Genomic DNA, 13,249 nt, shown 5'->3' on the forward strand with positions numbered 1-13,249 from the left:
TCTCCCTAACGCTTAAGTTCGGATTAAATAGTACCGCAAACTTTGTCAGCAAGCTCCTGAGGGAACTTCATCGACTGCATAATATGTTCAATCATGCTGCATTTGCGGCCGGTATTCGTATTAGTAATCACCCAATACGGGGTTCCGGGAATATGTTTTGGTTTGGTATGCGTACCATTCTGTAACAATGTTTGTTCATCACCGGCAAAATACACCCGGGTGCGGCCCTGCATGGTGGTGGTAGCTACCTGAAATTCCCGCGGGTCCAGCCGGTAGAGGGTGGATAACACCATCATAAACCGGTTAACAGCACGTTTTTGTTCCGCATATTCGTCAGATAACAGCAATTCACGTACGGTACGGACCCGATCCTGCGGGCGAGAGCCAGCTCGGGTTTCTGCCAGTAGCGGCGTATCACGTTTCTCAGACGGTATTTCCTGAGCCGCGGATTCCGCCAGCCCGGATACATTCAGCATTCTGCGTAATATATCAGAGGCACTTTCACCAATATGGTGTGTATGGCTGGCAATATAACGATAAAGATCATCGTCTATTTCAATCGTTTTCATCTTATTCCGTACTGTTATGACTGGGGTAAAATGTCTTTCTGCGCAGCTGTGCCGCTAAATATCCGGTATTCTGCGCCCGATATTTTACCAGGTGATTATAAAATTAAACTCAGCGAAGCCGGAAGCGCTGAATAGCAATTCCGCTAAAAGTCAGATAATACCCTAAACATTTTCTGCTGAGTTCATGAAAGATTAAACCATGATACCCTAAGCCAGGCTTTCAACCGTAAGAACTTTGCCATGATTTTAAACAGCCGTCTGCAAACTGAACAATTTGATGAAGAATTATCCCCGATCTTATTGATCCATGGGTTGTTTGGCAGCCTGGATAACCTGGGGGTATTGGCCCGTCATCTGAAATCCCGCGCGCCGGTGGTTCAGGTCGATGTGCGAAACCACGGACATTCTCCGCGGGCAGCAGAGATGTCCTATGCCGCCATGGCCCGGGATATGCTCGATACTCTCGACCATCTGCAACTCGGAACGGTGAATGTTATCGGCCATTCGATGGGCGGAAAAATTGCCATGGCCATGTCCGCACTGGCACCGGCACGGATCAAACGACTGGTGATGATTGATATTGCCCCGGTCGATTATCAGATTCGTCGCCATGACGATATTTTCGCAGCACTGCGGGCGGTCAGTCAGGCAGCGGTCACCCGAAGAGATGCGGCGGCGGAACTGATGAGACCCATACTCAGGGATGAGATGGTGATTAATTTTCTGCTTAAATCTTTTCATCAGGGAGAATGGTTGTTTAATGTGCCGGCTTTATGGGAAAACTACACCACCATTGCTGGCTGGGAAACCTGCCCTTGCTGGCCTCATCCGGCATTATTTATCGGCGGAGGTGCATCACCTTACCTTGACCCGCTGTACCGTACCCCGTTACTGGCACAATTTCCCTGTGCGAAAGCACATATCATTGCCGGTGCCGGTCACTGGGTCCATGCGGAAAAACCTGTGGCAGTGCTCAACGCAGTTCAGCGTTTTTTATACGGCCCGCAGAAAACTCAGGGCTGAGATGGTTTAAACATTGGCGTCCTTCATCGCACTGGAGTATGATTGCGCGCTAAATTTTTATCGTGTGCTTTTAACATGATAACGGTATTCATTCATCATAAGCTGCGTGTATCTGATACATAGCAGGTGTTCAGTTTCAAAAATCATGGCAAAAGAAAATACGGATCGTACCACGCTCGATTTGTTCGCCAACGAACGCCGGCCCGGTCGTCCCAAAACCAGTCTGCTTTCCCGGGATGAGCAATTGCGGATAAATAAGCGCAATCAACTGAAACGAGATAAAGTCCGAGGTTTACAACGGGTTGAACTCAAAATGAACACTGAAGTCGTCGATGCTCTGAACGCGCTGGCTGCGGAACGTAACCTGAGCCGCAGTGAACTTATTGAACAAATTATTCTGGCACAGCTAAAGCAGGACTGAGTTCAGGGAAACGCACTCAGGGACAAATCTGACCGGTTTACAAGTTCCGCACACATCGCAGGTCTGTTATCATCTGCGCATCTGTAGTGACATTACAATTATCTGATTCGAAGATTCAAGAGGTTATCCCCACATGGCAATCGTAGGCATCTTTTTTGGCAGCGATACCGGCAACACAGAAAACATCGCGAAAATGATCCAGAAACAATTGGGTAAAGACGTTGCTGAAGTGCACGATATCGCTAAGAGTACCAAAGAAGATTTGGAAGCTTTCGATATTCTGCTGCTGGGCATCCCGACCTGGTACTATGGCGAAGCACAATGCGACTGGGATGACTTCTTCCCGACCCTCGAAGAAATTGATTTTAACGGTAAGCTGGTTGCGCTATTTGGTTGCGGTGATCAGGAAGACTACGCCGAATATTTCTGTGATGCACTGGGTACCCTGCGTGACATTATCGAGCCAAAAGGCGCGGTGATTGTCGGCCACTGGCCGACTGCCGGTTACCATTTTGAAGCATCCAAAGGCCTTGCCGATGACAACCACTTCCTCGGACTGGCGATTGACGAAGATCGTCAGCCAGAGCTGACTGCTGAGCGTGTCAGCCAGTGGGTAAACCAGATTTCGGACGAACTGCAGCTGAAAGAAATCCTCGAGGCTTAATAGGGGTTTTAGTATCAGTTGTGATACTGTTTACTTCAGACACTTGCGGGAACGACTAACATGACCAGAAGAACCCGCACTCTTCTTTTCGGCAGCGCCCGGCTTATAAGAGATGTCAGGGTCAGACCCTGACAGAGTTGATGCACCGGACCTGAGCACAGTAAAACACTTTATTGAAGTGTTATTGGTGCGTTGTTTTCAGGTCTGTAGTTTCAATTTTGGTGTATCAGTCCTATAATGGACTAACAATTATAAGGTCATTATCTAACAAACTTCAGGGCTTCTTGCCAAAGTCATTTTTCAAAAGTAACAGGACATAAACTGCATGACTGACAACAACTCCGCATTGAAGAAGGCTGGCCTGAAAGTTACCCTTCCAAGACTGAAAATTCTGGAAGTGCTTCAGGAACCAGAATGCCACCATGTCAGTGCGGAAGACTTGTATAAACGCCTGATCGATATGGGTGAAGAAATTGGTCTGGCCACCGTTTACCGTGTGCTTAACCAGTTTGATGATGCGGGCATCGTTACCCGTCACAACTTCGAAGGCGGTAAGTCAGTTTTTGAATTGACTCAGCAGCAACATCATGACCACCTGATCTGCCTGGATTGCGGCAGAGTGATTGAGTTCAGTGATGAGTCAATTGAACAACGCCAGCGTGAAATCGCAACCCGGTTTGGTATTAAGCTAACTAACCATAGTCTTTATCTGTATGGTCACTGTACAGAAGGTGACTGCCGCGAAGATGATTCATTACATAACGATAAATAACCCGGCCCTGTTCAGGTTGTAACTGTTATCTGATGACGGATGTTTACCGTCATAGTCTTACAGATAAAAAACCCGCAAATTGCGGGTTTTTTTATCTGCCCTTCCCTCTGTTATCCGGCCACCGGAGCTACTGAAGGACTAAAGCGTTTACCGTCAGGGCTGATGGATCTGACCAGTACGTTACCGGCCACCGCAGGAGCTTTCAGACTGTTATACGGTAGCCATTGCTGACCACCATCAACGGAATATTCAATAGCGACCCCGGGTAAAGCAGTGTTAGCCTGCAGAGTGCCGTTGATGATCACCGCGCCGGGCACAGGTATACGGTAATTTATACCGGCCGTATCCAGCCGTATCAGGGCTGACTGCCCCAAAAGATTAGCAAAGCGCTGCCAGTCATTATCCAGCCGTTGCTGATCGACATGCTGTGTTTTCCCTTTTTCAAAATACTGGTCCTGTTTATACGGTAATTCCCAGTCAGCTTTATGCCAGGCCCGCTCTGCCACGGAAAATAACCGTGGATATAACCGGTACTCCATCTGCTGATCGGTACGCACTATTTCACTCCAGACCTGTGCTGACATACCATAAGCCCCCGGCCAGTGACCGGCAGAATTGGCCGCAAAGCTGTTACCATCACGGTCCGTAGATGTTTCTGCATTTTGTGGCAGGTTATCCGGCGCGAAACTGAAGATCTTCCGCTCATCAGTGAAACGGGTTGCCCAGTAATAGCCGGGTTCCTGAGGATTCACTTCATAGGGCATATCCAGATAAAGATAATCAGGATTAGATACAATCACCCGATAACCTTTATTCGCCCAGTCATTGACTGAACTGACGCCCCCCCAATAGAGGGTATCCCAGAAATTCACCAGATTATCTCTGGTACTAAACTGACGGTTATCACTGATTTCTTTCAGTCCGTCCTGCCAGGCCTGAATACCCTTCAGCCCGTGAGATTTGGCCAGCTGGCTGACCTGCAATGCAAACCAGCCAGGTAAATGGGTGAGATCCGCAACGGCACCGGATTGCAGTAATTTATTGCAACTTGCTGATTTCTGCCACGGATGATCCTGCAACCGCATATCCCGCTGACCTTTACCCGGTTCAGGATTAGTCTTATCCGTATATCCGGCCCCGAGATAGATATTTTTGGCTTCATCCCCCCCGAAATGCCAGCGCTGTAACGGTTGCCCGGCGTCTTTATGCATACTGATAATTTCCGACATGACTTTATCAGTAAAACGCCGCGAAGAAGGCAGGCAGGGATTAACAAAACTGGTACGATCATAAAACTGTACTGTGGTCACCTGCGAGTTATCCCCGGCATCCTGAAGACGATATTCATTCGCCTCTCTGGTTTTACCTTCCGCCATCAGTTTTTTATAACGGGCTTCCATCGAAATCACTGCCGCCCGGGCATGGGCTGGCATATCGATTTCAGGGATCACCGTTATTTGTCTGGCTTTCGCATATCTCAGTATTTCCAGGTAATCTTCACGGCTGAAGAATCCGCTGCCATTGGTACCGGTATCCGGGCCGGAGCCGAGTTGCGGTAGCAAACAGCGGGTTTCACTGAGGTCATGGCAACGGCTGGCCCCGACCTGCGTCAGCTCAGGTAAACCGGGGATTTCCAGTCGCCAGCCTTCATCGTCACTCAGATGCAGATGCAGAGTATTGAGTTTATAGGCAGACATTTGAGCCAGAGTCCGCAGGATCGCGGCTTTAGAATGAAAGTTCCTGGCGACATCAATAAATATTCCACGATACGCAAAGCGCGGCGCATCCTGTATGCGAATTTCCGGTATCAGCGGGTCACCCTGCGGCGGGATTAATTGCAATAATGACTGAAGGCCATAAAATACGCCTTGCGGATCGTAACCGGTAATCACGGTTTTATCTGCCGAAACATCCAGCCGGTATGCCCCTTGTTTTATTGCCTCACCGGTAAAATCAGCGGGGACAATGCGGGTGCTCACCGGATACCCTTCACCGGTCCGGACCCCCGCCGCTTCAAATGCCCGGTGAATCACCTGCGCACTGTCTGCCGGTAATGCCCCGAGACTAAGTACAACCCCTTGTTTCAGGCTGACATTTCCCTGCCGTATATCCACTTGTTGCGGGGTGGGGATAATCTGACCACGCAGTTGCTGGCGGCTGATTAACCGGACAGACTTATTTTTCAGGTAACGATTTTCTGCAGTCATCAGGATATTGGCATCGGTCGGGCTGCGACGCCACTGGCCCGACGGGATGTCGGTGATCTGCTGCAGATCTTCAGTATCCGTGACACGGATCACCTTCGGGGTTGCTCCGCCAGAAGTGACATACCAGCGCGGCAATACATCACTGACAGAAACCTGCCAGTATTCATTGATCAATGGCAAAACCACTGACTGCCTGGCCGGAAAGCCACGAAATTTATCCGTGGGTTCTATCTTGTGTAAATCCCCCACCAGATGCGTGATTTTAAACTGATCATTCCCGACGGACAGAATCTGTCGAATACTGGAGAAATAAATGGCCCAGTCTTTGTCATTCAGCGCTTCTCCGGGATTAGTCAGTGTGATAGAGGCACGGTAACAGGATCCCCAGTCGCCGCCCAGGGCGGCACAGTCAATACCATTGGTCGCGGCCAGATTATCCTGTACTGAAAACTTCACACCAAACTGACTTATTTTATCGATAGTCATCTGACTGGCGGTAGCCGTACTGCATAACAGCAAAGCACTGACTATACCGGCTAACACATGTTTTCGGGTATATTTCATGAGTCGTCCTTAATTCATTATGTTAATTTAATTAATTTTTTCTTATTTCATTAGTAATACGCTGGCAACGAATAACAGAGTCTTCATCATCACCGCTTTTCAGGGTATTAATACAGGCCTGATAATCACGCGGACTGACAGTTTCCATATTATTATTAAGTGGTTTTTTTATTGATGCCTGACACCCGGCCAGGCCTGATACGATAAAAAAGCACAGTAAATACTTCATAATCCGTCCTTTTACGGGAATTAAATAATATTAAAAGGTACCATCATGATAAATTTCACATCACGCTCATCCTGAAACATATTTCCGTAACCCCCGGAATAACTGGGTATATCAGAGTGATTGCTGTATTGTGTAAAGTGCAATTTAAATAATGTTCCTTTAGCACGCCCCTGCTGTACGGTATAAATCCCATCCAGACTCCAGGAGGATTCCTTTATTTTATTCCCGGAGAAATACCAGCTATCTGCAGCCTCATTGACAGAGGACGGCTTCGCATTCCAGCCATAAGCAACCGATGCGCCTACCGCCCAGCCCGGAAGTTGCCAGCGGCTGAGGTCATACATCGCACTAAGGAATACTGCTTTTTCACCGTTGGCGTTAAAGTCAGAACGGTTATCCCACCACACATCCAGCCGGCCATTAGACGAGGAATAGGTCTGGGTCATGCGTTGCAGAAAATATCCCTGCCTGCCTGCGGCTTTTACACTGGTGGCTTCCAGACGTAAATCGACCTGACCGACACGATAACCAAAGGTTACAGCCTGTAGCCACGCCATTCCGTCATACACCTGGTTCGCCCCTTGTTGCTGAGATTTATTCCGGGAACCATAAAACTGATAACTGCTGTGTAACGGCGAACCGGCAAGGTCAACGCTATAGCTGGTTTTCAAAAAATACTGACTGATATAATTTCTGGCTTCACCATAAGCGGCTTCCAGTAACAAACCATTTTTGAAATCATACTTAGCCCCCAGTGAGTGCAGGTATGCGACTCTGGAACGGCGATCATTTTTGTAAAAACGGTCCATTTCGATATGCCACGGTGACTTATAGCGGTTGGTCCACATATAAGAAAATTTGAGAGCTCCGTAGTCTGCATAATCGAAAGCAGCTTCAGCCTCTGCGCCCTGATAGGTACCCGGTAACAGACTCCAGTGTGGTGCCAGTAATGTCTGGCCTTCTGGCTGAATATATCCGGCACGTAATTTAAAGGGACCGTATTTCATTTTTAATGCGGCTTTATATAAACTAATCCCGCTTTTATCACCGCTCCAGTCTTCAGAATAGGCTTTATTACTCGATGAAAAAGCAATTTCGTTCGGATGGCTGCTGTCACCGGACTCCGTCATTTCTATCGCAGTGAAGGCTGCAACATCAATACCGATGATATCCGCCGCATAACCCGAAGAGAAGTCCAGATTACCGTTCCATGTACCATGCGCAAGATTTGTTTTATATTTTCCAGAAGCAATATCCTTACGGTCTCTCTCCCGCTGCCAATAATAAACATTACCATTCAGCTGACTGTCATCAATAAAACCTGCCCCATTCACCTCCGGTGATAAAACGAAATAACTGCCTGTCATCAGTAACGACAGAGTTAATACTTTATAGTTACGGGTATACTCAGACATATCGCGGATCCTTCCCGATAGTAATATTCAACAGTAAAATGATTAAATAATTACAGTGATAACAGCATATCTTCCCTGCACAACGTTATTCATCGGCTTCAGAATATTTTTCGTGACACGAATTATCAAGCTATTTCCGCGTGAAATATCAAATGCATGATAAAGTTCACAAAAAGAATAAATGTTAAAAATAATAAAAATCAGGAAGATATAATTATCGGAAATAAGCAATAATGGTAAGAGCGTTAAAATAATAATAGGTTATTTCAATCCAAAAAAAAACGCCACAAACGTGGCGTTTTTCCCGTTATTTCAGTCAGCCGATTCAGGAACCGGCTTTAGCCCAGGTATCCCGAAGTCCGACGGTGCGGTTAAAAACCAGCTTTTCAGGACAGGAATACACAGTATCAGCACAGAAATAACCTTCCCGCTCAAACTGATACGAGAAAGAAGCGACTGCATTTTGCAGGCTCTGTTCCGCATAGCCATGGCGAATTTCCAGCGATTCAGGGTTAATCGTTGACAGGAAATCGTCTTCTGCTCCGGGATTAGCGACACTGAACAGGCGATCATACAAACGGAATTCAGCAGGCACACCGGCGGTTACCGATACCCAGTGGATCACACCTTTAACTTTACGTCCGTCGGCAGGATCTTTGCTCAGCGTCTCCGTATCGCACTGGCAATAAATAGTCGTGATATTACCCGCCTCGTCTTTTTCCACCCGCTCAGCTTTTATCACATAGGCATTGCGCAGACGAACCTCTTTACCTGTCACCAGACGTTTATAATGTTTGTTGGCTTCTTCACGGAAATCAGCACGGTCAATCCAAACCTCACGGCTAAACACCACTTCACGGCTTCCCATCTCCGGGCGGTTCGGATGATTAGGCATCGATAACACTTCCGTGTGACCTTCCGCCAGGTTTTCCAACACGACACGAACCGGGTCAAGGACCGCCATCGCCCGCGGTGCATTTTCATTTAAATCATCACGAATACAGGACTCCAGCGAGGCCATTTCAACAATATTGTCCTGTTTGGTTACCCCGATACGACGGCAAAACTCACGTACAGAAGCCGCGGTGTAACCCCGACGACGCAGGCCTGAAACAGTCAGCATGCGCGGGTCGTCCCAGCCTTCCACAATATTTTCGGCCACCAGCTGTGTCAGTTTACGTTTCGACATCACCGCATATTCGAGATTCAGGCGGGAAAATTCGTACTGACGCGGGTGACTTTCAATCGAAATATTGTCCAGTACCCAGTCATACAACCGGCGGTTATCCTGGAACTCCAGAGTACAGAGTGAATGGGTAATCCCTTCCAGCGCATCGGAAATACAGTGAGTAAAGTCATACATCGGATAAATGCACCATGCATTACCGGTCTGGTGATGCTCAGCAAATTTAATCCGGTACAGCACCGGGTCACGCATGACCATAAAACTGGATGCCATATCGATTTTAGCGCGCAGGCAGGCCGTCCCCTCAGCAAACTCACCGTTGCGCATTTTCTCAAATAATGCCTGGTTTTCTGCCGGGCTGCGGTCACGGTAAGGACTGTTTTTACCCGCTGATGTCAGTGAACCACGGTATTCACGGATTTGTTCCGGAGAAAGCTCATCCACGTAAGCCAGGCCTTTCTGAATCAGTTCCATCGCGTACTGATACAACTGTTCAAAATAGTCTGAAGAATAGTGGATCTGACCATCCCACTGATATCCCAGCCATTGCACATCACGTTTAATCGACTCGACAAACTCCACGTCTTCTTTGACCGGGTTGGTGTCATCAAAGCGTAAATTACATTGCCCCTGATAGTCCTGTGCAATACCAAAGTTCAGGCAGATAGATTTCGCATGCCCAATGTGCAGGTAGCCGTTAGGTTCGGGTGGAAAACGGGTATGCACCGTGTTGTGCTTACCGCTCGCCAGATCTTCATCAATAATCTGGCGAATAAAGTTCGTTGGGCGGGCTTCAGCCTCACTCATCTCAATTTCCTCAGTACGTAGATCAGGGTGATTACCCATAAAGTTACCGGATATGATCCACAAAGCGACACCGGGAAACAACCGTTAGTTGATAAACAAAGATAAAAAAGGCAGGAATGACTTCCTGCCTGATGATCGTCCGGGAAAAATCAGCCTTTTATCTGATAAATCTCCGTTTCTCCTGCTACTACTGTCTCACCGGCCAGCAGGGTCAGCCCGCTGTAATCATCAATATTACTGATAACCACAGGGCTTATCATCGACCGCGCATGGCTATTCAGGTAATCGAGATCCATTTCCAGTATCGGCTGCCCGGCAACCACGCTGTCACCTTCCGTGATCAGACAACGGAAGCCGTTTCCTTCCAGTGCCACCGTATCCAGCCCCATATGTACCACAACTTCCGCACCGCACTCTGACTCCAGACAGAAGGCATGGTGCGTGGCAAATATTTTGACGACTGTGCCACTGAGCGGAGAGACCACCGTACTGCCTGATGGCAGGATTGCCAGACCATCGCCGACCGCCTTAGAAGCAAATGCCTCATCGGGAACGTCTTCAATCGCCACAACTTTACCGCTGACCGGTGCCACCAGAGTCGCAACAACTGGCTGAGTGCTGTTACGGGTGGCCTGTTGCGGTGTGTTTTCTGCTGCTTTGCGGGCTGCAGGCTCCGGAGTACCTGCCGCCGGTACCGGCCCTTTTTCCAGTACCGTTTTCATTGCCCTGGCGATGCTTTCGGCCTGGGTTCCGACCACAATCTGGACACTTTGTTTATTCAGACGGATCACCCCGGCCGCCCCCAGTTTTTTGGCCAGCGAATCATTCACCCGCTCAGCGTCGGCCACATTAAGACGCAGGCGTGTAATGCAGGCATCAATAGCCGTCAGGTTATCTGAACCTCCGACAGCACCAATATAACGCCTTGCCAGAGTCTCCGTGGCTGATTCTTTACTGTCAGCAGGCTCAATATCTTCATCATAACCATCTGATTCATCACCACTGACCGCCAGTTCACGGCCCGGTGTTTTCAGATTAAATTTCAGAATAGTGAACCGGAAAACAACGTAGTAGATAACAAAGAACACCAGTCCCTGAGGGATCAACATATACCAGTGTGTCGCCAGCGGATTACGGGTCGACAAGACCAGGTCCACCAGTCCGGCACTGAAACCGAATCCGGCAATCCAGTGCATAGATGCAGCAATAAAGACCGAAATACCGGTCAGCACGGCATGTATCAGATACAGCACCGGGGCAACAAACATAAATGAAAATTCAAGAGGTTCGGTAATACCGGTGAAAAATGCAGCGAAAGCCGCGGCCAGCATAATACTGCCGACTTTGGCACGGTTTTCCGGGCGAGCACACTGCCAGATAGCCAGCGCAGCACCGGGTAAACCAAACATCATCACCGGAAAGAAACCCGCCTGATAACGCCCGGTAATACCGACAATGCCGGTTCCGTTGGCAATAGATTCAGCGCCGCCGAGAAATTTAGGGATATCGTTAATACCGGCCACATCAAACCAGAACACAGAATTCAGCGCATGGTGCAAACCGACCGGAATCAGTAAACGGTTAAAAAAGGCATAGATCCCTGCGCCTGCCGCCCCCAGTTTCTGGATATGTTCGCCAAAAGAGACCAGCACACCAAAGATCACCGGCCAGATATACATCAGTAAAAAGGCCACCACAATCATCAGAAACGATACCAGGATCGGCACCAGCCGTCGGCCACTGAAAAAAGACAGCGCTTTGGGTAATTCCACATGGCTGAAACGGTTATAGACCTCTGCTGAAAGGATCCCGACCAGTATACCGACAAACTGATTATTAATTTTTCCGAAAGCCGCAGGAACCTGGTCAACAGGGATCTTTTGTATCATTGAGACGGCGGCCGGTGAACACAGCGTCGTCACCACCAGGAAGCCGACAAACCCGGTTAATGCGGCAGAGCCATCTTTGTCTTTCGATAAACCATAGGCTACCCCGATAGCAAATAACACTGACATATTATCAATAATTGCCGACCCGGATTTAATCAGCAGGGCAGCTAACGCATTTCCTGCCCCCCAGGCATCCGGATCCAGCCAGTAACCTACCCCCATCAGAATGGCGGCAGCGGGCAAGGTTGCAACCGGCACCATCAGTGCACGCCCGACTTTCTGTAAATAACCGATTATATTCACTAATCTCCCCTCTGAAACAGGCTGTTCAACGCCTATGCCTGCCGAACCTTACATCGTAAGTCATTCAGACAGTGCCAGCACCAAAACTCTCTGCGATTGAGTGTATGTAGTTTTTAATTCGCTTCGCAAATTAATTCCCGTTTTATCGTGATTAAAATCAACAAAAATTACATTGCAAGATAGATGCCACTGGTAATAACTCACTACTTATTTTATGATTTTAATTATCGATACAGCATCCCTGCCAGAGTGTTATTGTGTCGGCCCTTAATCCGCAACAACCGGCACTCTCTCACCGTTAACTGATTTGTTTACTGAATTGAGGTAATGTATGAGACTCATCCCGCTGGAAACCTCAGCCGAAGTTGCATGCTGGGCAGCCAGGCATATCACCCAACGCATTAATGCCTTCGCTCCGAATGCCGACCGTCCTTTTATTCTCGGCTTACCCACCGGAAGCACGCCCCGGCAAACCTACCAGCATTTGATCCGGATGCACCAAAATGGTGAGGTCAGCTTTAAGCACGTTGTGACCTTTAATATGGACGAATATGTCGGTTTACCCAGACAGCATCCGGAAAGCTATCATACGTTTATGCACCGGAATTTCTTTGACCATATTGATATTCCGGCCGACAACATTAATCTGCTGGACGGTAATGCCAGTGATGTTGATGCCGAATGTCAGCGCTATGAAAATAAAATCCGCCAGTACGGTAAAGTTCACCTGTTTATGGGCGGTGTGGGTAATGACGGCCATATCGCTTTTAATGAACCGGCATCCTCACTGGCATCCCGGACACGTATTAAAACCCTGACTCAGGAAACCCGTCTTGCTAATTCACGTTTTTTTGGCGGTGATGTCAGTCAGGTGCCAAAACATGCGCTGACCGTTGGTGTCGGAACACTGCTGGATGCTGAAGAAATCATGATTCTGGTGAACGGACAGGTAAAGTCACTGGCACTGCAGGCTGCAGTGGAAGGCAATGTTAATCACCTCTGGACCATCAGTTGCCTGCAATTACACGCTAAATCCATTATCGTCTGTGACGAACCTGCCACCGGTGAACTGAAAGTAAAAACCGTAAAGTACTTCCGTGAAATGGAAGCTGATAATATAAAAGATATTTAACTCAGCAAGTAATGCAGATAACGGATCCCCGCCCGGTGTGACGGGCCGCTTTATTATCTGACGGAGAA

General features: G+C 48.3%; 11 protein-coding genes. 5 read left to right on the forward strand and 6 right to left on the reverse strand.

Annotation, left to right across the window (positions count from 1 at the left end):
* Positions 1-23 precede the first annotated feature (23 nt).
* Entirely contained in the window at positions 24-569 is a 546-nt protein-coding gene (gene seqA / locus JK211_RS09250; RefSeq protein ID WP_212708394.1) for a replication initiation negative regulator SeqA, read from the reverse strand.
* Between the two features lie 240 nt (positions 570-809).
* Between seqA and ybfF the strand changes: the two genes are divergently transcribed.
* The 4 genes from ybfF to fur all read left to right on the forward strand — a co-directional run bounded on the left by ybfF (position 810) and on the right by fur (position 3,449).
* Positions 810-1,592, forward strand: coding sequence for an esterase (ybfF, locus tag JK211_RS09255; protein WP_212708395.1), 783 nt, complete (start codon positions 810-812; stop codon positions 1,590-1,592).
* A gap of 145 nt (positions 1,593-1,737) precedes the next feature.
* Positions 1,738-2,013, forward strand: coding sequence for a LexA regulated protein (gene ybfE / locus JK211_RS09260; RefSeq protein ID WP_212708396.1), 276 nt, complete (start codon positions 1,738-1,740; stop codon positions 2,011-2,013).
* Between the two features lie 133 nt (positions 2,014-2,146).
* The gene (gene fldA / locus JK211_RS09265) at positions 2,147-2,677 is read left to right on the forward strand and encodes a flavodoxin FldA (protein ID WP_212708397.1); all 531 of its coding nucleotides are present in this window, start codon (positions 2,147-2,149) and stop codon (positions 2,675-2,677) included.
* 325 nt (positions 2,678-3,002) lie between these two features.
* Positions 3,003-3,449 carry a ferric iron uptake transcriptional regulator gene (gene fur / locus JK211_RS09270; protein ID WP_212708398.1) on the forward strand — a complete coding sequence of 149 codons (447 nt, stop codon included), beginning with the start codon at positions 3,003-3,005 and terminating at the stop codon, positions 3,447-3,449.
* Between the two features lie 110 nt (positions 3,450-3,559).
* On the opposite strand, the gene JK211_RS09275 is transcribed toward fur, so the two are convergent.
* The 5 genes from JK211_RS09275 to nagE form a co-directional block, all read right to left on the reverse strand.
* On the reverse strand, positions 3,560-6,220 hold the full coding sequence (locus JK211_RS09275; protein ID WP_212708399.1) for a family 20 glycosylhydrolase: 2,661 nt from the start codon (positions 6,218-6,220) through the stop codon (positions 3,560-3,562).
* 31 nt (positions 6,221-6,251) lie between these two features.
* Positions 6,252-6,449 (reverse strand): ChiQ/YbfN family lipoprotein, encoded by a 198-nt coding sequence (gene chiQ / locus JK211_RS09280; RefSeq protein WP_212708400.1) that lies wholly within the window; start codon positions 6,447-6,449, stop codon positions 6,252-6,254.
* A 20-nt stretch (positions 6,450-6,469) separates the two neighbouring features.
* Complete coding sequence (locus JK211_RS09285) at positions 6,470-7,864, reverse strand: OprD family outer membrane porin (protein WP_212708401.1); 1,395 nt, start codon at positions 7,862-7,864, stop codon at positions 6,470-6,472.
* Between the two features lie 325 nt (positions 7,865-8,189).
* Complete coding sequence (gene glnS, locus JK211_RS09290; protein WP_212708439.1) at positions 8,190-9,857, reverse strand: glutamine--tRNA ligase; 1,668 nt, start codon at positions 9,855-9,857, stop codon at positions 8,190-8,192.
* A 149-nt stretch (positions 9,858-10,006) separates the two neighbouring features.
* Positions 10,007-12,043, reverse strand: a complete 2,037-nt coding sequence (nagE, locus tag JK211_RS09295; protein ID WP_212708440.1) for an N-acetylglucosamine-specific PTS transporter subunit IIBC — start codon at positions 12,041-12,043, stop codon at positions 10,007-10,009.
* Between the two features lie 337 nt (positions 12,044-12,380).
* Here nagE and nagB point away from each other — a divergent pair, with 337 nt between their 5' ends.
* Positions 12,381-13,181 (forward strand): glucosamine-6-phosphate deaminase, encoded by an 801-nt coding sequence (nagB, locus tag JK211_RS09300; RefSeq protein ID WP_212708402.1) that lies wholly within the window; start codon positions 12,381-12,383, stop codon positions 13,179-13,181.
* Positions 13,182-13,249 lie beyond the last annotated feature (68 nt).

This window comes from Tatumella sp. JGM130, from assembly GCF_018257525.1.
Lineage (GTDB): Bacteria > Pseudomonadota > Gammaproteobacteria > Enterobacterales > Enterobacteriaceae > Tatumella > Tatumella punctata.

What these genes read in the sequence shown, in the direction of transcription:
- seqA (WP_212708394.1), bottom strand. Translation starts at nt 569, where the DNA reads ATGAAAACGATTGAAATAGACGATGATCTTTATCGTTATATTGCCAGC.
- ybfF (WP_212708395.1), top strand. Translation starts at nt 810, where the DNA reads ATGATTTTAAACAGCCGTCTGCAAACTGAACAATTTGATGAAGAATTA.
- ybfE (WP_212708396.1), top strand. Translation starts at nt 1,738, where the DNA reads ATGGCAAAAGAAAATACGGATCGTACCACGCTCGATTTGTTCGCCAAC.
- fldA (WP_212708397.1), top strand. Translation starts at nt 2,147, where the DNA reads ATGGCAATCGTAGGCATCTTTTTTGGCAGCGATACCGGCAACACAGAA.
- fur (WP_212708398.1), top strand. Translation starts at nt 3,003, where the DNA reads ATGACTGACAACAACTCCGCATTGAAGAAGGCTGGCCTGAAAGTTACC.
- JK211_RS09275 (WP_212708399.1), bottom strand. Translation starts at nt 6,220, where the DNA reads ATGAAATATACCCGAAAACATGTGTTAGCCGGTATAGTCAGTGCTTTG.
- chiQ (WP_212708400.1), bottom strand. Translation starts at nt 6,449, where the DNA reads ATGAAGTATTTACTGTGCTTTTTTATCGTATCAGGCCTGGCCGGGTGT.
- JK211_RS09285 (WP_212708401.1), bottom strand. Translation starts at nt 7,864, where the DNA reads ATGTCTGAGTATACCCGTAACTATAAAGTATTAACTCTGTCGTTACTG.
- glnS (WP_212708439.1), bottom strand. Translation starts at nt 9,857, where the DNA reads ATGAGTGAGGCTGAAGCCCGCCCAACGAACTTTATTCGCCAGATTATT.
- nagB (WP_212708402.1), top strand. Translation starts at nt 12,381, where the DNA reads ATGAGACTCATCCCGCTGGAAACCTCAGCCGAAGTTGCATGCTGGGCA.